Origin of the sequence: Rhodoblastus acidophilus (assembly GCF_900187365.1) — a bacterium.
Classification (GTDB): domain Bacteria; phylum Pseudomonadota; class Alphaproteobacteria; order Rhizobiales; family Beijerinckiaceae; genus Rhodoblastus; species Rhodoblastus acidophilus.
Genome location: NZ_FYDG01000007.1, coordinates 110,582 through 131,459 on the forward strand (window position 1 = coordinate 110,582; position 20,878 = coordinate 131,459).

22 protein-coding genes and 2 tRNA genes are annotated in these 20,878 nt (G+C 64.6%); 19 read left to right on the top strand and 5 right to left on the bottom strand.

Features of this window, described 5'->3' with window-relative positions; all coding sequences use genetic code 11:
* Positions 1-49 precede the first annotated feature (49 nt).
* Genes pyrC through dprA form a run of 3 tightly spaced genes read left to right on the top strand, consistent with a single transcriptional unit; the run spans position 50 to position 3,143 of the window.
* The gene (gene pyrC, locus CFB24_RS14440) at positions 50-1,366 is read left to right on the top strand and encodes a dihydroorotase (protein WP_088521337.1); all 1,317 of its coding nucleotides are present in this window, start codon (positions 50-52) and stop codon (positions 1,364-1,366) included.
* On the top strand, positions 1,363-1,953 hold the full coding sequence (gene plsY, locus CFB24_RS14445) for a glycerol-3-phosphate 1-O-acyltransferase PlsY (RefSeq protein WP_088521338.1): 591 nt from the start codon (positions 1,363-1,365) through the stop codon (positions 1,951-1,953). Before pyrC ends, plsY begins: the two co-directional genes overlap by 4 nt.
* Complete coding sequence (gene dprA, locus CFB24_RS14450) at positions 1,950-3,143, top strand: DNA-processing protein DprA (RefSeq protein ID WP_088521339.1); 1,194 nt, start codon at positions 1,950-1,952, stop codon at positions 3,141-3,143. Before plsY ends, dprA begins: the two co-directional genes overlap by 4 nt.
* A 29-nt stretch (positions 3,144-3,172) precedes the next feature.
* Here the strand turns inward: dprA and CFB24_RS14455 are convergent, their stop codons facing one another.
* Together CFB24_RS14455 and ruvX are read right to left on the bottom strand one after the other, a co-directional pair.
* Positions 3,173-3,475, bottom strand: a complete 303-nt coding sequence (locus CFB24_RS14455; RefSeq protein WP_088521340.1) for a hypothetical protein — start codon at positions 3,473-3,475, stop codon at positions 3,173-3,175.
* 360 nt (positions 3,476-3,835) lie between these two features.
* On the bottom strand, positions 3,836-4,321 hold the full coding sequence (ruvX, locus tag CFB24_RS14460) for a Holliday junction resolvase RuvX (RefSeq protein ID WP_088521341.1): 486 nt from the start codon (positions 4,319-4,321) through the stop codon (positions 3,836-3,838).
* A gap of 60 nt (positions 4,322-4,381) precedes the next feature.
* On the opposite strand from ruvX, the gene CFB24_RS14465 reads away from it, so the two are divergent.
* The 5 genes from CFB24_RS14465 (at position 4,382) to gatB (ending at position 8,754) form a co-directional block, all read left to right on the top strand.
* Positions 4,382-5,080 carry a metal-dependent hydrolase gene (locus CFB24_RS14465; protein WP_088521342.1) on the top strand — a complete coding sequence of 233 codons (699 nt, stop codon included), beginning with the start codon at positions 4,382-4,384 and terminating at the stop codon, positions 5,078-5,080.
* A 107-nt stretch (positions 5,081-5,187) separates the two neighbouring features.
* Positions 5,188-5,475 carry an Asp-tRNA(Asn)/Glu-tRNA(Gln) amidotransferase subunit GatC gene (gene gatC, locus CFB24_RS14470; protein WP_088521343.1) on the top strand — a complete coding sequence of 96 codons (288 nt, stop codon included), beginning with the start codon at positions 5,188-5,190 and terminating at the stop codon, positions 5,473-5,475.
* A gap of 11 nt (positions 5,476-5,486) precedes the next feature.
* Entirely contained in the window at positions 5,487-6,968 is a 1,482-nt protein-coding gene (gene gatA, locus CFB24_RS14475; RefSeq protein WP_088521344.1) for an Asp-tRNA(Asn)/Glu-tRNA(Gln) amidotransferase subunit GatA, read from the top strand.
* Positions 6,969-6,973: 5 nt separating this feature from the next.
* On the top strand, positions 6,974-7,288 hold the full coding sequence (locus CFB24_RS14480; protein WP_244593250.1) for a chorismate mutase: 315 nt from the start codon (positions 6,974-6,976) through the stop codon (positions 7,286-7,288).
* Positions 7,285-8,754 (top strand): Asp-tRNA(Asn)/Glu-tRNA(Gln) amidotransferase subunit GatB, encoded by a 1,470-nt coding sequence (gatB, locus tag CFB24_RS14485; RefSeq protein WP_088521345.1) that lies wholly within the window; start codon positions 7,285-7,287, stop codon positions 8,752-8,754. Before CFB24_RS14480 ends, gatB begins: the two co-directional genes overlap by 4 nt.
* Before the next feature lie 400 nt (positions 8,755-9,154).
* On the opposite strand, the gene CFB24_RS14490 is transcribed toward gatB, so the two are convergent.
* Positions 9,155-10,003, bottom strand: a complete 849-nt coding sequence (locus CFB24_RS14490; protein ID WP_088521346.1) for a hypothetical protein — start codon at positions 10,001-10,003, stop codon at positions 9,155-9,157.
* Between CFB24_RS14490 and CFB24_RS23395 the strand changes: the two genes are divergently transcribed.
* Complete coding sequence (locus CFB24_RS23395; protein WP_088521347.1) at positions 9,972-10,805, top strand: transcriptional regulator; 834 nt, start codon at positions 9,972-9,974, stop codon at positions 10,803-10,805. The genes CFB24_RS14490 and CFB24_RS23395 overlap by 32 nt on opposite strands.
* 49 nt (positions 10,806-10,854) lie before the next feature.
* Here CFB24_RS23395 and CFB24_RS14500 read toward each other — a convergent pair whose 3' ends face one another.
* Both CFB24_RS14500 and CFB24_RS14505 read right to left on the bottom strand, forming a co-directional pair.
* Positions 10,855-11,196, bottom strand: a complete 342-nt coding sequence (locus CFB24_RS14500) for a hypothetical protein (RefSeq protein ID WP_088521348.1) — start codon at positions 11,194-11,196, stop codon at positions 10,855-10,857.
* A 105-nt stretch (positions 11,197-11,301) separates the two neighbouring features.
* Positions 11,302-11,395, bottom strand: a tRNA-Ser gene (locus CFB24_RS14505).
* 205 nt (positions 11,396-11,600) lie between these two features.
* On the opposite strand from CFB24_RS14505, the gene CFB24_RS14510 reads away from it, so the two are divergent.
* The 10 genes from CFB24_RS14510 to ndk all read left to right on the top strand — a co-directional run bounded on the left by CFB24_RS14510 (position 11,601) and on the right by ndk (position 20,598).
* Positions 11,601-12,809, top strand: coding sequence for an OmpA family protein (locus CFB24_RS14510; RefSeq protein WP_104469667.1), 1,209 nt, complete (start codon positions 11,601-11,603; stop codon positions 12,807-12,809).
* A gap of 10 nt (positions 12,810-12,819) precedes the next feature.
* The gene (locus CFB24_RS14515; protein ID WP_088521350.1) at positions 12,820-13,905 is read left to right on the top strand and encodes a hypothetical protein; all 1,086 of its coding nucleotides are present in this window, start codon (positions 12,820-12,822) and stop codon (positions 13,903-13,905) included.
* A gap of 239 nt (positions 13,906-14,144) precedes the next feature.
* Positions 14,145-14,726, top strand: coding sequence for a cold-shock protein (locus CFB24_RS14520; protein WP_088521351.1), 582 nt, complete (start codon positions 14,145-14,147; stop codon positions 14,724-14,726).
* A 52-nt stretch (positions 14,727-14,778) separates the two neighbouring features.
* The gene (locus tag CFB24_RS14525) at positions 14,779-15,252 is read left to right on the top strand and encodes a DUF192 domain-containing protein (protein WP_088521352.1); all 474 of its coding nucleotides are present in this window, start codon (positions 14,779-14,781) and stop codon (positions 15,250-15,252) included.
* A 75-nt stretch (positions 15,253-15,327) separates the two neighbouring features.
* Positions 15,328-15,404 (top strand) — tRNA-Pro (locus CFB24_RS14530).
* 214 nt (positions 15,405-15,618) lie between these two features.
* Complete coding sequence (locus CFB24_RS14535; protein ID WP_088521353.1) at positions 15,619-16,929, top strand: Hint domain-containing protein; 1,311 nt, start codon at positions 15,619-15,621, stop codon at positions 16,927-16,929.
* Between the two features lie 97 nt (positions 16,930-17,026).
* The gene (locus CFB24_RS14540) at positions 17,027-18,052 is read left to right on the top strand and encodes an amino acid ABC transporter substrate-binding protein (protein ID WP_088521354.1); all 1,026 of its coding nucleotides are present in this window, start codon (positions 17,027-17,029) and stop codon (positions 18,050-18,052) included.
* A 4-nt stretch (positions 18,053-18,056) separates the two neighbouring features.
* Positions 18,057-19,004: an ABC transporter permease subunit gene (locus CFB24_RS14545; RefSeq protein WP_170068167.1), complete on the top strand. Its 948-nt coding sequence runs from the start codon at positions 18,057-18,059 to the stop codon at positions 19,002-19,004.
* Positions 19,001-20,104, top strand: a complete 1,104-nt coding sequence (locus tag CFB24_RS14550; RefSeq protein WP_088521355.1) for an amino acid ABC transporter permease — start codon at positions 19,001-19,003, stop codon at positions 20,102-20,104. Before CFB24_RS14545 ends, CFB24_RS14550 begins: the two co-directional genes overlap by 4 nt.
* Before the next feature lie 71 nt (positions 20,105-20,175).
* Entirely contained in the window at positions 20,176-20,598 is a 423-nt protein-coding gene (gene ndk, locus CFB24_RS14555) for a nucleoside-diphosphate kinase (RefSeq protein WP_088521356.1), read from the top strand.
* The last annotated feature ends 280 nt before the right edge of the window (positions 20,599-20,878 follow it).

The window sequence follows — 20,878 nt, forward strand, 5'->3', positions numbered from 1 at the left end:
AATATCGTCGGGCCATTGCCGAAACCGCCGCCGCGCGCTATCGAACGTCATGCCCGCGACGACCAAACCCCTTGCTTTCCTGAACGCGCGCCTCGTCGATCCCGAGACCGGCGCCGAGACGCGCGGCGGCCTTCTCGTGGAAGACGGCCGCATCCTCGATCTTGGCCCGCAGATCGGCGCGGGAGGGCTGGCGGAACGCTTCGGCGTGATCGATTGCCGCGGCCAGGCGCTCGCCCCCGGCCTGATCGACTTGCGCGCCTATGTCGGCGAGCCCGGCGGCGAACATCGCGAATCCATCGCCACAGCCACGGCGGCGGCGGCGGCGGGCGGCGTCACGACGCTGGTCGCCAGCCCCGAAACGACCCCGCCGGTGGACGACCCCGCCGTGGTCGATTTCCTCAAGCGGCGCGCGCGCGACCATGGCCGCGTGCGGGTGCTGCCAGCGGCCGCCATCACCAAACATCTGGATGGCCAGGAAATTTCCGAATTTGGCCTGCTGCGCGAGGCGGGCGCCGTCGCCTTCACCGACGGGTCGCGCTCGATTCGCAACAGCCAGACCCTGCGGCGCGCCCTGACCTACGCCCGCGATTTCGACGCGCTGGTCGTGCACTTCCCCGAGGATCGCGACTTGGCCGGCGCCGGCGTGATGAACGCCGGCGAACTGGCGACGCGGCTTGGTCTCTCCGGCGCCCCGCGCGAGGCGGAAGCCATCGCGCTCGACCGCGACATCCGTCTGGTGCGCATGACCGGCGCCCGCTACTGCGCCGCGCCGATCTCCACGACTTTGGCGCTCGAAACCATCGCCAAGGCGAAGGCGGAGGGGCTGCCGGTTTCCTGCGGCGTCACGATCAACCATTTGACGTTGAACGAAAACGATATTGGCGATTACCGCACCTTCCTGAAGGTGAAGCCGCCGCTGCGCCGCGAGGACGAGCGCCTCGCCCTGGTCGAAGCGGTCGCCAGCGGGCTGATCGACGTGATTTTCTCGGATCATAATCCGCAGGACGTCGAGACCAAGCGCCTGCCTTTCGCCGAGGCCGATTTCGGCGCCGTGGGGCTGGAAACCCTGCTGCCGGCCGCGCTGCGCCTCGTTCATTCCGGCCATCTTTCGCTGGCGCAAATCCTGCGCGCCATGACTTCGCGTCCCGCGGAGATTCTCGGCCTGCCTCAAGGACGGCTGAAAAAGGGAGCGCCGGCCGATCTGATCGTGTTCGATTCGGACGAGCCTTTCGTCCTGAACAAGGACCGGCTGAAATCGCGCTGCAAGAATACGCCTTTTGACGAGGCGCGGCTGCAAGGCGTGGTGAAGATCACCATGGTCGCCGGCGCCGTGGTCCATGATTCCGACACGAGGGTTTCAGCATGAACGGCCTGCTCCTGCCGGGCGCGGCGGCCCTGGGTTATCTGCTTGGCTCCATTCCGTTCGGCCTGCTGCTGACCAAGGCGGCGGGGCTGGGCGACGTGCGCGCCATAGGTTCCGGCAATATTGGCGCGACCAATGTGCTGCGCACCGGCCGCAAGGACATCGCCGCCGCCACTTTGGTTCTCGATGCGCTCAAGGCGACCGCCGCCGCGCTGATCTTCGCGCGTTTCTCCGCCGATGCGGCGGTGATCGCCGGCTTTTTCGCCTTTCTTGGCCATATTTTCCCGGTCTGGCTCAAGTTCAAGGGCGGCAAGGGCGTCGCGACCTATATCGGCTTTCTGCTTGGCGTGGTCTGGCCGGCGGCGTTCGCTTTCGCCGCCATCTGGCTGACGACGGCCAAGCTCAGCCGCTATTCCTCGCTGTCCGCCCTGGTCGCCAGCGCGGCTTCTCCGCTGGTGTTGCTGGCCATGGGCCAGAATGCGGCCGCCGTTGCGGCGGCGCTCATGACGGGAATTCTCTGGGTCAAGCACCGCGAAAACATCGCTCGCCTGCGCGCCGGAACGGAAGGGCGCATCGGCCAGAAATCATGAGGGCCGCGGCCCTCAGCGATTCGCAGCGGCTGGATTGGCTGCAGCTGATTCGCTGCGAAAACATCGGGCCGCGCAGTTTTCACAAGCTCATGATTCGCTACGGGTCGGCGACGGAGGCCTTGGCGGCTTTGCCGGCGCTGATTCGGCAAGGGGGCGGCCGCAAGATCGTCATCGCCTCGCGCGAGGCTGCGGCGCGCGAACTGGAGGCGGCGCACAAGTTTGGCGCCCGCTATATCGCGTTGGGCGAGGCCGATTATCCCGACGGCCTCAGACATATCGAAGCGCCGCCGCCGTTGATCTGCCTGCGCGGCGACGCCAGCCTGTTCAAGAAGCCGATCGTGGCCGTGGTCGGCGCCCGCAACGCCTCGGCCGCTGGTCTCGCCTTCACCGAACGGCTGACGCGGGGGCTTGGCGCAGCAGGCTATGTGGTGGTTTCCGGCCTCGCGCGCGGCGTGGACGCTTGCGCCCACAAGGCGGCGCTGGCGACGGGCACGCTCGGCGTGCTGGCTGGCGGGATCGACCGCGTCTATCCGCCGGAAAACGCCGGCCTGATTGAGGATATCGCGGCGCGCGGGGCGATTCTCTCCGAAATGCCGCTCGGCTGCGAGCCGCGCGGCCGGGATTTTCCCCGGCGCAACCGCCTGGTGTCTGGGCTGGCGCTGGGCGTGGTGGTGGTGGAGGCGGAGCGGCGTTCGGGCACGCTGATCACCGCCCGTTTCGCGCGCGAGCAGGCGCGAGAATTGTTCGCCGTGCCCGGCTCCCCGCTCGATCCGCGCGCGGAGGGGACCAATGACCTGCTCAACGAGGGCGCCTTCATGTGCCGGAGCGCGGCGGATGTGACAGAGCGTCTGGCGCCGTTGGCGCGCAGGGGCGGAGGCTATGGCCTGCTCGCGGAGCCCGGCGCCACCTATGTCCACGAACCGCTGTGGGACGAATATGACGAACCCGGCGCTGTCGTCGCCGAACCCGAGCCGCGACAGGTTCGGGCGCGCCGCGCCGAAGCTGCGCCGGTGACGCCACAGGGGACCGTCGAGCAGTTTCTTAGCCCGACCCCGATGTCCGTCGACGATCTCGCGCGGCTCTCCGGCTGGCCGCCAGCGGAAATCCGGCTTCGCCTCCAGGAGCTTGAGTTGGAAAATCGCATCGAGCGCCACAGCGGAGACCGCGTGTCGCTGCGTCCTGAGATATAGAGCGCCCGATCAGCCCTCGCCAGCGAGGACTAATCGTCCGTCGGCTCGTCCTCGCTCTGGCGCGCCTGCAATTCCGCTTCAACCCGCGCCATGTTCAGAAGATAAGTGAGAAGATCGAGCTTGGCCTCGCCGGCCATGGCCGCGAGAGCGCCGACCATGTCGGCGATGTAACGGGCCGTGTCCTCCGCCGAACCGGCTGAATCGGCGTCCGTCTCGGGCTCGTCATAGCGCAACTCCGCCTCTGCGGCGGCCAGCGATTCGCGGCCGTCGTCTTCGGGAATGACGGTATGGGTTAGAGCAGGGGACGCGCTGCTTTTGCCTTTCTTGAACATTTCGCCTCAACCCAGCCTAATGCGTTGTCATTGCGCGATCACTCTGGAGCCTCGCGCGCCAGGACCAATCGCTGCCCGGAAAAAACACAACCAATGGTTGTTTACCATAGCTCTAAAGCCGTCCAGCTGACAAACGATAATTTCCTTACCCGGCGGAAAGTTCCAAGGCCCTCAACAGAGAGGAACCTTTGCTGCGATAGCACTAATTTCAAGAATATCGGGTAAATTGGAAGCCGTCGAGCAAGATATTTCCGCCGGCATTCAACCTTTGGCGAGTTCGCGTCCGCGCGGGGGATTTGATCGCCCTTGGCGCCAGACGGCGGAGGCATTCCGCGTTAAGTGGTTGTTTTTGAGAAGTCCTCAACTCGCCTGCAGTCGGGCGAGCCGGTCGAGGCCCCCCTGTAATATGTAGGCGGCGGCCATGCGATCCACAACCTCTGCGCGTTTGGCGCGGCTGGCGTCCTGCGCGATCAACTCGCGCGTCACGGCGGCGGTCGACAGCCGCTCGTCCCAAAAGACGAAAGGAAGTGGCGTTAAAAGCGCGGTTTGTCGCACGAAGGCGCGGGTCGATTGGGCGCGCGGGCCTTCGCCGCCATCCATGTTGAGCGGCAAGCCGATGACGAAAGCTGCAACTTCGTGCTTGCGCGCGAGTTCGAGCATTTTGGTCACATCGGCGGTGAATTTGGTCCGCCGGATGGTTTCAAGCGGCGAGGCCAGCCGGCGCTCGACGTCGGACAGGGCGAGGCCGATGGTCTTCGTCCCCAGATCGATTCCCATCAGCCGCGCCTTGGCCGGCAGGCGGAGGTTGAGTTCGTCGAGATTTAGGACGGCGGCGTTTTCTCCCATCGGGCGCTTTCCCTTGGTGTGGCGCGGGCTTAGATGTCCGTAGCAACGACGGGGGATTTCATGCAAGTGACATGGCTCGGCCATTCGGCCTTTTGCATCGCTTTCGACGCGGCCAAAATCCTGATCGACCCCTTTCTCAGGGGCAATCCCAAATTCACGCTCGATTTCGACGCCGCCATCGCCGGCGCCACTCATGTGGTCATCACCCACGGCCATGACGATCATATCGGCGACGCCGCCGAAATCGCGCAAAAAACCGGCGCGCAAGCGATCGCGAATTTCGAGATCTGCATGTATCTGGCCGAGAGGGGCGTGCAGAACGTGAATCCCGGCAACACCGGGGGGACGCTGCGGGGAGAGAATTTCGGCGTGGCGCTGACGCCGGCGCTGCATTCCGCCGCCGCAACCGTCGACGGCAAGTTGGTCGCGCTCGGCGGCGCCAATGGCGTCGTGATTCTGCCGGATCGGGGCGCGCCGATCTATCATGCCGGCGACACCGCAATTTTCTCCGATATGGCGCTGATTCACGAGTTGTATAGGCCGCGGATCGGCCTTGTCCCCGTGGGCGGCCGCTTCACCATGGACGGCGCGACGGCGGCGCTGGCGGCGCGCCGTTATTTCGAATTCGGCGACGTCATTCCCATGCATTACGGCTCGTTTCCGGTCATCGATCCGACGCCCGAGACATTCGTCACGGCGATGCAGGGCGCCGGCGCCCGCGTTCACACCCCGGCGATCGGCGAAACGCTGACGTTTTAACCGGCGATTCGGGCGGGCGAAGGCGGGCTCGCACACCCGCCCTCGTTGCGCCGCGCCGCCGCCTTCTGTATAGCCTGCTTCAGTCCCTGAAACAGCACGGAGCCAATATGTCGGTCGATCTGGCGACGGTGCGTCGCATCGCCCATCTCGCGCGCATCAGCGTGAGCGCGGATGAGGCGCCGCATCTGCAAAACGAGCTCAACGCCATTCTCGGCTTCGTCGAGGAATTGAGCAGCGTCAATGTCGAGGGCGTCGAACCGATGACCTCCGTGCTGCCGATGCGCATGAAGAAACGCGTCGACGAGATCACCGACGGCTATATCCAAGATAAGGTGCTCGCCAACGCCCCCGCCCGCGAGGACGGTTTCTTCGTCGTGCCCAAAGTGATCGAATAGGTCCGCCGCTCATGACTGATCTGACCCGCCTGACCCTGGCCGAAGCGCGCGACGGCCTCAAGGCCAAGAAATTCACCTCCGTCGAGCTGACGCAGGCCCATGTCGACGCGGTGACGCGCGCGAAACAGCTCAATTGCTATATTGTCGAGACGCCGGAAAAGGCGCTCGACATGGCGAAAGCGGCCGACGCGCGCTTGGCGCGAGGCGAGGGCGGCGCGCTGGAAGGCCTGCCGCTCGGCATCAAGGATCTGTATTGCACCGATGGCGTGCAAACCACCGCCGCCAGCCACATTCTCGAGGGCTTCGTGCCGCGCTACGAATCGACCGTCACGTCAAACCTGTGGCGCGACGGCGCGGTGATGCTGGGCAAGCTCAATCTCGACGAATTCGCCATGGGCTCGTCCAACGAGACCTCCTATTTCGGCCCGGTGGTCTCGCCCTGGCGCCGTAACGGTTCCGACGCCAAGATCGTCCCCGGCGGCTCCTCGGGTGGTTCTTCCGCGGCGGTTGCGGCGCATCTTTGCCTGGGCGCCACGGCGACCGACACCGGCGGCTCGATTCGCCAGCCCGCCGCGTTCACCGGCACGGTCGGCATCAAGCCGACCTACGGCCGTTGCTCGCGCTGGGGCATCGTCGCTTTCGCCTCCTCGCTGGATCAGGCGGGACCGATCACCCGCAACGTGCGCGATTGCGCCATCATGCTGCGCTCCATGGCGGGGCACGATCTTAAGGACACCACCTCTGTCGACGCGCCCGTGCCGGATTACGAGAAGGCGGTGGGCGCCTCCGTGAAGGGCAAGGTGATCGGCATTCCCAGGGAGTACAGGCTCGACGGCCTGTCGCCGGAAATCGCCGCGCTGTGGGATCGGGGCATCGACTGGCTGCGCGCCGCGGGCGCTGAGATTCGCGACATTTCGCTGCCGCATACGCGACACGCGCTGCCAGCTTATTACATTGTCGCGCCGGCGGAAGCCTCGTCCAATCTCGCGCGCTACGACGGCATTCGCTACGGCCTGCGCAAGACCGGCAAGGACATCGTCGATCTCTATGAGAAGACCCGCGCGGAAGGGTTCGGCAAGGAAGTGCGCCGCCGCATCATGATCGGCACCTATGTGCTGTCGGCCGGCTATTACGACGCTTATTATTTGCGCGCGCAGAAAATCCGTTCGCTGATCAAGCGCGATTTCGACCTCGCCTATGAGGCGGGCGTCGACGCGATTCTGACGCCGGCGACGCCCTCGCCGGCCTTCGCGCAAGGCGAAAAGGGATCGGCCGATCCGGTGGAAATGTATCTCAACGACGTCTTCACCGTGACGGTGAACATGGCGGGTTTGCCGGGGCTGGTGGTTCCCGCCGGCCTGTCGTCGGATGGTCTGCCGCTCGGCCTGCAATTGATCGGGCGCCCGTTCGAGGAAGAAACCTTGTTCTCGCTGGGCGAGGCCATCGAGCAGGCGGCGCCGAAAATGGTTCTGCCCGAACCGTGGTGGGACTGAACGCCATGAGCGCGGACGAGACTTTGGCGCCCAATCCCGAAATGGCGGCGCTGCGCCAGAAGATCGACGCGCTCGATGTCGAGCTGGTCGATTTGCTGGCCGAACGCCAGCGCTGCATCGAAAGCGCGGCGGAGATCAAGACCCGCATCGGCTGGCCCGCGCGCATCCCGCCGCGAGTCGCCGAGGTGCTGGATCGCGTCGGCGTCCGCGCGCGGGAAAAGAAGCTGGATGAAGAGTTGGCGCGGTCGATCTGGACCACGCTGGTGGAATGGTCGATTGGCTATGAGGAGCGCTTGATGCGCTCGAAGGATCGCGCATGAACACGCAAGCCAAACCCTCAAAATTGATCGCGGGCGCGACCGGCGACTGGGAAGTCGTCATCGGTCTGGAAATCCACGCCCAGGTGACGAGCAAATCCAAGTTGTTTTCCGGCGCCAGCACCGAATTCGGCGGCGAACCGAACACGCATGTGTCGCTGGTGGACGCGGCCATGCCGGGCATGCTGCCGGTCATCAACGAGGAATGCGTCAAGCAGGCGATCCGCACGGGACTCGCGCTGAAGGCGCAGATCAACCATCGTTCGGTGTTCGACCGGAAGAACTATTTCTACCCGGATCTGCCGCAGGGCTATCAGATCAGCCAGTACAAGCATCCGATCGTCGGCGAGGGCGAGGTGTTGGTCGACCTGTCGCCGACCGAGCAGATCAAGGTCGGCATCGAGCGTCTGCATCTGGAGCAGGACGCCGGCAAATCGCTGCACGATCTCAGCCCCAACGATTCCCATGTCGATCTCAACCGCTCCGGCGTGGCGCTGATGGAAATCGTGTCGAAACCCGACATGCGCAGCGCGGAGGAAGCCAAGGCTTATGTTTCCAAGCTGCGCACTATCGTGCGGTATGCGGGAACCTGCGACGGCAATATGGAGCAGGGATCCTTGCGCGCCGACGTCAACGTCTCCGTGCGCAAGCCGGGCGATCCCTTCGGCACGCGCTGCGAGATCAAGAACGTCAATTCGATCCGCTTTATCGGTCAGGCCATCGAGGTCGAGGCGCGGCGCCAGATCGGCATCATCGAGGACGGCGGCAAGATCGACCAGGAGACGCGGCTCTACGATCCCTCCAAGGGCGAGACGCGCTCGATGCGCTCGAAGGAAGAGGCGCACGACTATCGCTACTTCCCCGACCCCGACCTGCTGCCGCTGGAATTCGACCAGGCCTATGTCGATGTGCTGGCGGCCGATTTGCCGGAATTGCCGGACGAGAAGAAAGCGCGTTTCATCGCGCAATATGGTCTCACGCCCTATGACGCGGGCGTGCTGGTGCTTGAGCGCGCCTTCGGCGATTACTTTGAAGAAGCGACGAAGGGCCGCGACGCCAAGCTCGTCGCCAACTGGGTGATCAACGAACTGTTCGGCCGTCTCAACAAGGAAGGCAAGGGCATTGAAGAATCTCCGGTTACGGCGGCGCAGATCGGCGGCATCGTCGATTTGATCTCGTCCGACGTCATCTCTGGCAAGATCGCGAAAGATCTGTTCGAGATCGTGTGGAGCGAGGGCGGCGACCCAGCGGACATTGTCGAAAAGCGCGGCATGAAGCAGGTCACGGACACCGGAGCCATCGAGGCGGCGGTGGACGAAATCATCGCGAAGAATCCCGACAAGGTGGAGCAGGCGAAAGCCAAACCCACCATGCTCGGCTGGTTCGTCGGGCAGGTGATGAAGGCGACTGGCGGCAAGGCCAATCCGCAGGCCGTCAACGAGTTGCTGAAAAGCAAGCTCGGAATCTGATTCGGCGGCTTTCGCGCCGGCGGGCGCAGGACATGAGCCCATGCGAACGCGCGTCGTCTTCGGCGCGCGTTTTTCGTTATGCGTAAAAAAGTTTTGTCGCGCGCGGCGGGGGCGAACGGCGCGGGCCGCGCGCGCGTTTTTGCGTGGGGCCGGCCCGCGCGCGACGGCGCGGCGCGCGTCTCGACACGCCATGCAAAGTCACTTTAAGTCGATGAAAACAAAGGATATTTTGTATTGATGCGCGATGCGCGCGGCCGCAAGGCGAACGCCCGCGCCGCGCCGACGAAGGTGATGGACGACAGTTGCGACAGAGCGGGCGTTCGTAACTGTGGTCGGGCTGAAAAGGCAAGTCTTGTGCAAGTCTTCGCACGGTGAACACTTGCACACCGCGTTAACAGGTTTAGGCTAATTCCGCCATTCCGGCTTGAGAGCGCCGGCTGCCAAGGGGGACTGACATGGCGCAAGCACCAAGAAAAAAATCCGCCGCCGCCAAATCGCCGGCGCGCAAATCCGCGAAGGCGTCGGAAGCGTCTGCAGACACCAAGAAGAAGGCCGCCGGGGCGAAGACGGACAGCAAGCCCTCCAAAGCCGCCGCAGGCAAGAAGGCCGCAGCGACCAAGAAGACAGCCTCGGTCGGCAAGACCGCCGGAGCGAAGAAGGCGACGACGAAGACGGCTCCCGAAAAGACCGCCGCCAAGAAGACGACCAGCGCCAAATCGAGCGGCGCCCGAACCGCCGCCGCCAAGACTTCGACAGCCAAAACTTCGACGGCCAAGACTTCGACCGCCAAAACCTCCGCCGCCAAGAAAGCCGTCGGCAAGACGATAGCCGCCAAGACGTCCACGCGGAAATCCGCCGCGAAGGCTTCCGCCGCCGCTCCGACCTCAACCCGCAAGACCGCCAAGAAGCCCGCCGCCAAAACGTCGAGCGCCAAAACGTTGAGCGCCAAGACGTCCGCAGCGAAGACATCGAGCGCGAAGGCTTCCGCCGCGAAGACCTCGACCGGAAGGGGCTCTGCCGCGAAGAAGTCTTCGACCGGGAAGGTCGCCGCCAAAACTTCTGCGTCCAAGGCGTCGACCGCCAAAATGTCCGCCGCTAAGAAGTCAAGCTCCAAGGCCTCCGCCGCCAAAGCCTCCGCCGTGAAGAGCTCCTCGGCCAAGAAGGCTGCGGGCGGCAAGTCCGCGACGGCCAGCAGGTCCGCTGCGGAAACGACCAGCGTGAAATCTTCGGGCAGGGCCGCGGCCGCCAAGAAGACCGCTTCCAAGACCGCCGCGAACAGCGCAGCCAAGGGCGCCTCCAAGAGCGCGGCGAAAAGCTCGACGGCCTCCAAGACCGCGCCTGTCTCCAAGAGTTCATCCAAGACCGCCGCCAAGATCACCGCAAAGACCGCCAAGAGCGCGACCAAGGCCAGCGCCAAGACGGTCGCCAAGGGGCCATCCAAGTCTGCGGCCGCAAAAGCCGCCGCCGCGACCAGTCCCGCCAAGGCCGTCGGCAAGGCGCCCGCCAAAACGTCCGCCAAGACCAGCGTCAGGGGCGCCGCCAATCTGAATGCCCGAACCAAGGCCGTCGCGACGGAGAAGGGCGAAACCGCCGGCCGCAAGATCGCCGCCAAGAAGACCGCAAAAATGCCTGCCGTATCGAAGGCGTCGGCGGCGAAGGCCGCGCCGCGAAAGACCGCCGCCGCCAAGACGGAAGCGGCCGTGGTTGCGCCGGCTGCAAAGAAGGCTGTGGTCAAGACCGAGGTCAAGCCGTCGGCGCGCACCGCCGCTGCGTCGCGCCGCGTGAGCAAGAAGGTGACTGAAGCCGCTGCGCTCGCCGTCGCGCAGCCGGAAACGGGCGAGGCGCCGGAACAGCTTCAGGCGGCGGCCAAGCCAAAGACGCCGGCCAAGCCTCGTGCGCCCCGCAAACCCAAGGCCGAGGCCGCTCCCGCTCCGGCAGCCGTTGAGCCGGAGGCCCCCGCCACGCCCGAACCCGACACGCCCGAACCTGCTGCGCCCGAACCCGTCGCTCCGCCGCCGGCCGAGCCGGAGCCGGAACAGACAGAAGGGTGAGAGCAGACAGACAACAAGGCGCGCCCGGACGGCGCGCCTTTTCATTTGGTCATTTCACCAGGCATTTCTCGGCGAAGCTTCGCCAGGTGAGTCCGGTCGCCTGTCCGGCGAGTTTTAGCGTGCGCCATTCCTCTCCGCACGCGCGCATTTTCTCACGCGAGGCCGGCGGCAGATTGTACGGCTGCAGAGTCTGAACATCGACATCGACGGGCTGTCGTCTACTCTCGCCTCCGCCGGGCGGGCAGGGATTTTGCGCGCAGGTCTTCGCAGCGGCGTCGGGTGCGACGGCTTTAACCGAATCGCCCGGGCGCGGCGGCGCCGCGAGGGCCGCGGCCGCCAGGCCGAAAGGGATGATCGCAACAATTGGGATCGAAAACAGCTGTCGTTTCATGATGGTTCCGCCGGCTGGCGATGACTTCGGATGCGAGGATTTTCGAATCGCCGCAGTTGGCGCTCGCGTATCCAGACGGGAATTGAGCGCCTTGGAGCAGGGCAATGGCGGAGACGGAGGGATTCGAACCCTCGATAGGGCTTTACAACCCTATAACGGTTTAGCAAACCGCCGCCTTCAGCCTCTCGGCCACGTCTCCAGCGTCAGTGAACCGATTCGCAGATTGTGCGTCGAAGCAGCTCACTTATCCAAACATATGCCCGACGTTGAGCCGCTTGGCAAGCACTTCGCGTCGATGTCGCGGGCTACCCGCGCTGGTCTTGCGGCGCCGTTGCGTCTAGAACTGCCCAATGCGCGGGAGACGCCGACCTCCCGCGTTGCTCGAACGGACGCGGAGAGTTTGTATGGCGGGACAATGGCGTTACGGCCTGCTGCCGCTGGCCGTCTTGTGGCTGGCCGCCAACGGCCTGGAGACCGGACGGATCGAGGCCGATCTGGCGGACCGCGCGCGGCGCGCGTTGGAGGCTCGAGGTTTTAAGGAGGCCGCGCCGCAGGTCGAGGGACGCGACGTGAGGCTCACGGGCGCGATTCTTGGCGACGATTCAGGCGGGGCGGCTCTGGCGGCGGCGGCCGCGCCGGGTGTGCGCAAGGTCGTGGTTGCGTCGTCGGTCGCGCCGAGAGTTCCTGCGCCCGAGCCGAAGCCGGAGGAGCCGACCAATCCTGTCGCCGCCCCCGTCCAGCCCGAGGCGCCGGCTCAGGCCGCGACGCGCGGCAAGGCCGGCGTTGAGGCGGCGCGCGTCGCTCCCTATCTCTTTCAAGCAGAAATCGCCGCCGGCAAGCTGACGCTGACGGGCTTTTACCCGGACGCCGAATCACACGCCAGGATCGCGCTGGCGGCTTCGGGACCTGGCCGGGACCTTGTCGATCGAATGCAGGCTGGCGTCGGCGCCCCGAAAGATTTTGTCGAAGCGGCTGTGGCCGGGCTCGGCCAACTCGTTCGGCTGCGCGAGGGGGCGCTGCAATTGCGCGATCGCGCCGCGCGTTTGAGCGGCGAGGCGGCGAGCGCCGAACTCGCCGACGACATTCGCGCGACATTTGTCGCGGCGCTGCCGGGCGGCTTTTCCGCGCGGCCGCAATTGACGGGGCCGGATCGTGAGCCGTCGACGAAAGAAAAGGCGGGCGGCCCGCGCGTCGATAAGCTCGTGGCGGCGCCGCCCGCCGACCAGCCTGCGGAATCCGGCCCTGTGGATGCGAGCCGATGCCAGGCGCGCATGGCTGCTCTGGTCGCGGAGCATCCGATCGTGTTTCGCGTCGGCAGCTCCCGGCTCGCGCCAGAATCCGCGGCCACGCTCGAGGCGGTGGCGGCGGAGGCGAAATATTGTCCCGGCGTCGCGTTCCAAGTGGGCGGCCATACCGACGATATTGGCTATGTCAGCGAGAATGTCGCGTTGTCGCGCCGGCGCGCCGAGGCGGTTCTGGTTTATCTGGTCTCAGCCGGCGTCGCGCCACAGCGGTTGACGGCGGTCGGTTACGGCGAGAGCCGGCCGCTGGTCCCGAATGACAACGATGACAACAGGGCGAAGAATCGCCGTATTGAGTTCACCGTGAAATAGGGCGGCGGCCATGATTTATCTTTCGCAGACGCTGTTTCTCTGGTGGCTCGCGGCCTTCGTGCTGGGCCTTGCCTTCGGCCTCGTCCCGTCGCGCTCCGAAGGAACCGGACGCGCGGGGCGCGTCGCACTGTTGGCGGCCGCTATTGGCGTGGTCGCGGTCGTTTTGAATATTGTTCCCGGCCGAGCCGGTCTCTGGCTCGAAACGGCGGTCCTGGCCAGCGTCGCTTATACGCTCGGTTGCTGGTGCGGCGCGGCGCTCGGCGCGCCCTTCGCCGTTCCAGCCGAATCTCCTGCCGCCGCGCCGCTCGCTCCCGTCTTCGATATTCCGCCTCGCGCAGAAGCCGCCGATCGCGAGACGCCCGCGGAATCGCCTGCCGCCGTGAATCCGCTGGCCGCCGAGGCGGCGGCGGTCATTGTCGCAAGAGAGCTTCAGGCGTTGATGGAGCCGGCGCAGCCGGCGATTGGCGCGCCGCCCCCCGCGCTTGCGCGTCCCGAAGCGGGGCAGGAGGACGACTTGCGTCTGATTCGCGGCGTGGACGCCGGTTTATCGGAGATGTTGCATGCGATGGGCGTGTGGCGTTTTGAACAGATCGCCGCCTGGCGCCAGGAGCATCTCGACTGGATTGCGAATCAGTTGCGCCAGCCGCCGGTTTCGCTGAAATTTTGGCCGCCGCAAGCGCGGGTGCTGGCCGCCGGCGCGCTGACCGACTACGCGCGCGCTGTGCTCGAGGGCAAGGCGTCCGACGACGGTGGGGACACGCAGGCGTTGGCGGAGTGGGTGGCGAGGTTGCCGGCCTTGGCGCCGAGCGGTGCGGCCGACGAATTTTATGCAGGCGTGCGTCCTCCTGGCTTTGTGGAGCCGCCCTTCGGCGCGCAGGACGATCTGACGCGGATTTCTGGGGTGGATGGCGCGATCGCGCTACGTTTGAATGGGCTCGGTGTATGGACCTGGCGGCAAATTGCGCATTGGAGCGCCGAGAACGCGCGCTGGATCGGCGCTTGGCTCGCGCGTCCCGGCGCGCCCGAGCGTGAGGACTGGATCGGCGCAGCGCGGGCGCTCGTCGCGGCCGCGCGGGCGGGGGAGACGAAACTTTGAGTTTCGCGAATTTTTCGCTCGATTTCGTTAGGAAAATGTTGATCTTACGTAGGTAAGCCGTGCTTTTTGCATGACAGCTGGCGGGAAACTTGTGCGTGGCTGTGCGAGGCCTCAAAAATGGCCTTTTCCCGACTCGGGCCGATGCTATGGTTAGCGTTGTGATTCTCGGTAGACGAGTCGGTGCTTCGGGTTGTCGCCCTAAGCAATAGAGCTCGTACATTAGTTTGGGAGCAGGTTCATTGGGAGCCAAAGAACCGGCGGATCTCGCGCAGGTCGCGGGCGTTGATTTTACTACGGAAGCTGCGGCGGATATCATTGAGATCCGCGGCCGAATTAAATGGTTCGACATGGCCAAGGGCTTTGGCTTTGTCGTCCCGGACAACGGCCTCGCCGATGTTCTGCTGCACGTCACCGTGTTGCGCCGCGACGGTTTCCAGAGCGCGCCGGAAGGCGCGACCGTGGTGTGTCAGGCGCAGAACCGCTCGCGCGGTCTACAGGTGTTCCGTGTGTTGTCGCTCGACGAATCCACTGCGGTGCATCCGGCGCAACTTCCGATGGCGCGCGTCCATGCGGAGGTGCACTCGGTCAGCGGCTATGAAATTGTCGTGGTGAAGTGGTTCAATCGCGTGAAAGGCTTTGGCTTTCTCACTCGCGGCGATGGAACTCAGGACATTTTCATCCATATGGAGACATTGCGCCGCTACGGTGTGGCCGACCTCAGGCCGGGAGATTCGCTGCTGGCCCGATTCGGCGATGGCCCCAAGGGGTTGATGGCGACGGAAGTTCGGCCGCTGGAGACACGGTTGCCCAGCGCCCATTGAACGCCGCCTGTTGGACGTCCGGTCGGCGCTGCGCCGCCGGAGGGAGTTTGCGATGCGTATCCCGGTTTGTCTGGTATTGGCGGCGCTGGTCTTAGCGACCGCGCCGGTGGAGTCTATTGGCGCGCGGGCGCTGGAGGCGATCCAGGTCGCCACGGAAAAGCTGACTTTGGAGACAAAGGACGGACCGAGGACGCTCGACGTGGAGGTGGCGCGCGATCCGGCCGCGCGAGAGCGCGGCTTGATGTATCGACGCCATCTGCCGGAAAATCGCGGCATGCTGTTCGATTTCGATCACGAGCAGACCGTGCTGATGTGGATGAAAAACACCTACATTCCGCTCGATATGATTTTTATCGGCCGGAACGGCAAGGTGACGCATATCGAGGCTGACACCGAACCGTTGTCGGAGGCGATCATTTCGTCGCAAGGGCCGGCTTTCGCGGTGTTGGAGGTCAATGCCGGGGTGGCGAAGAAACTCGGCCTGAAGGCGGGCGATCTGGTTCGGCATCCATTGTTCGCCCACTGAGGGCCGATGTGTGACGTCTCTCCGTTCCACCCCCCGCTTGCCGCTGGGCGCCGGTCATGCTAGCGGAAATCGCCACGGGGTATAGCGCAGCCTGGTAGCGCGGTAGTTTTGGGTACTACAGGTCGCAGGTTCGAATCCTGCTGCCCCGACCAGATTTTCATCTTTGCAAGTTTTGAGGGCTGCACGCCGTCGTGGCGGGGCCTGGGTGCAATCGTTCGTTATGCAGGATTTGCGTTTCGTCTCAAAAGGTTTGCATTATGTTCGAGCTTGTTTACCTATGGTCAAGTTTTGATATCGTCTCGTTCGAAGTCGCCAGGGGGAGCCCGAGGCGACGACGAACCGAAATATTTTCATGCGAGGGCATTTATGACGACAGAGCCTCACATCACGGCCTCAGGCGATGACAAGGCCAGTGGCTATTATGGCGTCGGCGCCACATTCACGATTACCTTGAGATTTGATGAAAGGGTGACCGTTCCCAAGGATGCCTCCCTCACGCTCAGCAATGGCGGCAAGGCCACGCTGGCGAGCGGTTCGGGTACGACGGCGCTGAAATTCACCTACACGGTCAGCGCGGCGGACAGCTCCGTCCTGGGGCTCACGATCACGTCGATCAACGGCGCGATCAAGGATCTCAGCGGTAATGTTTATTCGCTGGACTCCGCCGGCGGCGCCTACACGGTCTCCAGCACTTTGGGCGAGAGGATCGATACGACGGCGCCGGCCGTCACGAATCTTGTGCCTCAGATCGATCCGCTTTCCGCTGGCGGCAAGGTCATTTTCGGCGCCGCCCACGGAAACCGGATCATCATTGGCGACAATTTCGCCGCCAAGCTGAACGTCACGCTTGCGGTCAGCCATGGCGTGCTGAATATCAATGGAACGAACTCGGGCGTCACCGTCGCCTACAACGCCGACCACACCGCCGTGACTCTTTACGGGACCGGTTCGAACATCACCTCGCTGCTCAACAACAGGCTCGTCTATCAAACCAACGGCGACGCGGGCGCTCAGGACAAGCTGGTGGTCACCGCCACTGACAGTGTGGGCAATACGACGGTGGTCGATGAGGTCGTCAACATCACCTGCTTCTACGCGGGGACGTTGATTCGGACGCCGGCTGGCGAGATCGCCGTGGAGACGCTGAAGCCCGGCGATCTCGTGCTGACCCATGACGGACGCGAGGTTCCCGTCTGCTGGCTGGGCCGCCAGACCGTGTCGACCATTTTCGGCGACAAGACGCGCATCCTGCCGATCCGCATCAAGGCGGGCGCGCTGGGCGAAACGGTCCCGGCGCGCGACCTGCTGGTTTCGCCCGATCACGCCATGTTCATCGATGGCGTGCTGGTCCACGCCGGCGCGCTGGTCAACGGAACGTCGATTGTGCGCGAAGCCGACGTTCCCAATGTCTTCACCTATTATCACGTCGAAGTGGCGGATCATTCGCTGATTTTCGCCGAAGGCGCCCCGGCGGAAACCTTCGTGGACAATGTCGATCGGCTGCATTTCGACAATTGGGACGAGTACGAGGCGCTCTATCCTGAAGGCAAGATCGTCGCGGAACTGCCCTATCCTCGCGCGAAATCCCGCCGCCAGGTTCCGGTGGCGATCCGCGTCGCCCTGGCTGCGCGCGCCGAGGCCATCGGCGCCGTCATTGCGGACGCCGCAGTCGCCTGAGGCGAACGCCCATATCGAAACGGCGGCGCTTGCGCCGCCGTTTTGCTTTGCGTGCGCCGCGAGGAGCGCATAGGCTGGGCGTCGGATGGGTGTGCGCATGGGCCTTTTCGTCAAGTCGCAAACATTTGGGGCGCTCGCTCTCGCCGCCGTCCTGACGGCGACGGTCTCGCGGGCCGACACGCTCGACCAGGTTTTGTCGCGCGGCGTTTTGGTGTGCGGGGTCAATATTGGGCTGGCCGGCTTCGGCCTGCCGGATGATCGCGGTTTTTGGCGCGGCTTTGATGTGGATTACTGCCGCGCCGTGGCGGCGGCGATTTTCGACGATCCGCAAAAAGTGCGGTTCACGCCGCTTTCGGGCAAGGACAGGTTCACGGCGCTGCAATCGGGCGAGATCGACCTGTTGTCGCGTAACACCACCTGGACGCAGTCGCGCGAGGCGGCGCAGGGGCTGCTGTTCACCGGAATCAATTATTACGACGGCCAGTCTTTCATGGTCCGCAAGGCGCGCAAGCTGCAATCGCCGCGCGATCTCAAGGGCGCCAGCATTTGCGTACAGCAGGGCACCACCACCGAGCTCAATCTGGCGGATTATTTTCACAAGGCCGGGATCTCGGCCGAGACGGTGGTGTTTTCCGGTGGCGACGAGGCGCTGAAGGCCTATGAGAGCGGGCGCTGCGACGCCTACACCACCGATGGCTCCGCGCTCTATGCGCAACGATTGAAACTGGCGGCGCCGGACGATCACGAGGTCCTGGCCGAGACCATTTCCAAGGAGCCGTTTTCTCCCGTGGTGCGGCAGGGCGACGACCGCTGGTTCAATCTGGTGAAATGGACCCAATTCGCGCTCCTCGACGCCGAGGAACTGGGCGTGACCGCCGCCAATGCGGATGCGTTGCGCCAGTCGGACAATCCCGAGATCCGCCGCCTGCTGGGCGCGGACAATGATTTCGGCGCCGGCCTGGGCCTCTCCCGCGATTGGGTGGTCCGCATCGTCAAGGCGGTCGGCAATTATGGCGAGATTTTTTCACGCAATCTGGGCGACGGCTCGCCGCTGAAAATCCCGCGCGGGCTCAACGCCCAATGGCGCGACGGCGGCCTGCATTACGCGCCGCCGGTGCGGTGACGCGATGACCCGCCGCGTCGCGCTCCAGATCCTGCTGCTGCTGCTCGTCGCCGGATTATTCGGGGCGGCCTTCATGAACGCCAAGGCTAATCTCGAAGCCCGCAATATCCCGACCTCCTTCGCCTTTCTCTGGCAGACGGCCGGTTTCGGCCTCAACCAGAGCCTCATCCCCTATTCGCCGCTCGATTCATACGGGCGCGCGCTGCTGTCGGGCGCGCTCAACACGCTGATCGTCTCACTGATCGCCTCCGCCCTTGCGACCGTGTTCGGCTTCGCCGTCGGCTTCGCGCGGCTGTCGCCGCACTGGGCCCTGGCGCGGCTGGCGGGGCTCTATGTCGAGAGCCTGCGCAACATCCCGCTGCTGCTGCATCTTCTGTTCTGGTACATCGTGCTGCTCGCGCCCCTGCCGGCGCCGGAACATTCTGTCTCCCTGGGCGGAATCGTTCTCAACAATCGAGGGATCTATTTTCCCTTCCCGTTGCTGGGCTGGCCCGCGTTCGAGCCGGCGCGCAACGCCTTCAATGTCGAGGGCGGCCTGAGGCTGGCGCCGGAGGCGGCCGCGATGATCGCCGGGCTGACGTTCTACACCTCCAGCTATATAGCGGAAATCCTCCGCGCCGGCGTTCAGGCCGTGGCGCGCGGGCAGAGCGAGGCGGCGCTGGCGTTGGGGTTGTCGGCGGCGCAGACGCGCAAGCTGGTGGTCCTGCCCCAGGCGCTGCGAGTGGCGCTGCCGCCGCTGGTCAGCCAATATCTGGCCCTGACGAAAAATTCTTCGCTGGCCGCCTTCATCGGCTTCGCCGATCTGATGCAGGTTTCCGGCACGATCTTAAATCAGACCGGCGCGGCTTTGCAGACCCTCGCCGCGGATATGGCGCTCTACTTCGGGCTGTCGGTGTTGACGCTGGCGCTGATGCGGCGCATCGAGCGCGGCTCGGACTGGGGGGGGCGATGACCGATTTTCTCCGCTCCGATTTCTTGCCCGCCCTCCCGCCGCCGCCGTCCCGTGAACAAAGCTGGCGGGAGAAATTGTTTGGCGACGCGCGCGCCGCCGCGATCACGCTGTCCCTCCTCGTTGGGGCGGCGCTGCTCTTACCGTCTGTCGTCCGCTACCTGTTCATCGATGCGGTGTGGCGCGCGCCGGATGGCGCCCTCTGTCGCGCGCCGGGCGCGGGGGCGTGCTGGGCCTATGTCGCCGCGAAGGCCCCGTTCTTCTTTTATGGCGCCTATCCCTACCCATGGCGGGTGAACCTGACGTTTGCCCTGGCGGGCGTCCTGATCGTCTGGCTGCTGCATCCGCGTGGACGCGCGAAGGGCTACGCGCTCGCGGGCTTTTTTCTTGGTCTGCCGGTCGCCGGCTTCGTGCTGTTGTATGGTGCGCCGGCGCTCGGCCTGCCGGTCGTGGGCACAAACCTTTGGGGCGGCGCGCTGGTGTCGCTGATCATGGCGTTGGCCGGCATTGCGGCCGCTTTGCCCGGCGGCGTTCTGCTCGCCTTGGGGCGGCGCTCGGACCTGCCGGCGCTGCGCTGGCTGTGTGTGGGAATTATAGAATTTGTGCGCGGCGCGCCGTTGATCGCCGTTCTGTTCATGGCCAATGTGCTGTTGCCGCTGTTCTTGCCGCCCGACTGGGCGCCGGACCGGCTGCTGCGGCCGCTGTTCGGCATCGCCCTGTTCGCCTCTGCCTATATGGCCGAAGTGGTCCGCGGGGGGCTCGCCGCCGTGCCGCGCGGGCAGGACGAGGCGGCGCAGGCGCTGGGACTCTCGCGCGTGAAAACGCTGCGGCTGATCGTGCTGCCGCAGGCCTTGGGCGCGGTGATCCCGGGAATCGTCAACAATTTCGTCGCGCTGTTCAAGGACACGACGCTGGTGGCGATTGTCGGCCTGTTCGATTTTCTCCATGCGATCGAGATCGCGCGGCTCGATCCGGTCTGGGCGGGGCCCCAAATCGCGCTCACCGGCTATATTTTCGCGGCGGCGTTCTATCTCGGCTTCTGTCTGGCCATGTCGGCTTATGCAAGACGCCTGGAGAAGAAACTGGCGGCAGCCCGGCGGTAGCTTGCGGCAGGCGGGCGCCGCGTCTATAAGCGCCACAAGCCCATTTCGTCAGCAAAAAAGGAAGCGCCAGAATGGCTCTCGAACGCACGTTTTCCATCCTCAAGCCCGATGCGACCCGCCGCAACCTGACCGGTCTCATCAACGCCAAGATCGAGGCCGCCGGCCTGCGCATCGTCGCCCAGAAGCGCGTGCACATGACCCGCGCCCAGGCGGAAACCTTCTACGCCGTCCACAAGGAGCGCCCCTTCTTCGGCGAACTCGTCGAGCAGATGTCGGCGGCGCCGGTGGTGGTGCAGGTGCTGGAAGGCGAAAACGCCATCCTGCGCTATCGCGAAGTCATGGGCGCCACCAATCCGGAAAAGGCCGACGCCGGCACGATCCGCAAGGAATATGCGCTGAACATGGGCGAGAACTCCGTCCATGGTTCCGACGCGCCGGAAACCGCCGCGCAGGAAATCGCGCAATGGTTCGCCGGCAACGAAATCGTCGGCTGATCTCACAACCCTTTCGCGCAAACGGGGCCGGACGCAAGTCCGGCCCTTTTTTTATGTGTATGACGGAGCCTGTCACATTCTGGACATAATTGCGCAACCCTTGGGCGCGTCACGCGGCGTCAGGCAGATTCGCGAATACATGAAAACGTCTTCTACGGTAACCATAGCGATAGATACATGTATAGAAATCACCGATACAATTAGTATCTCAATGCTTTGGGGGGATTATTGACAAAGTAAAAGCGCCTATATGACGAATGGCACCAGTAAAGCCCGAAAA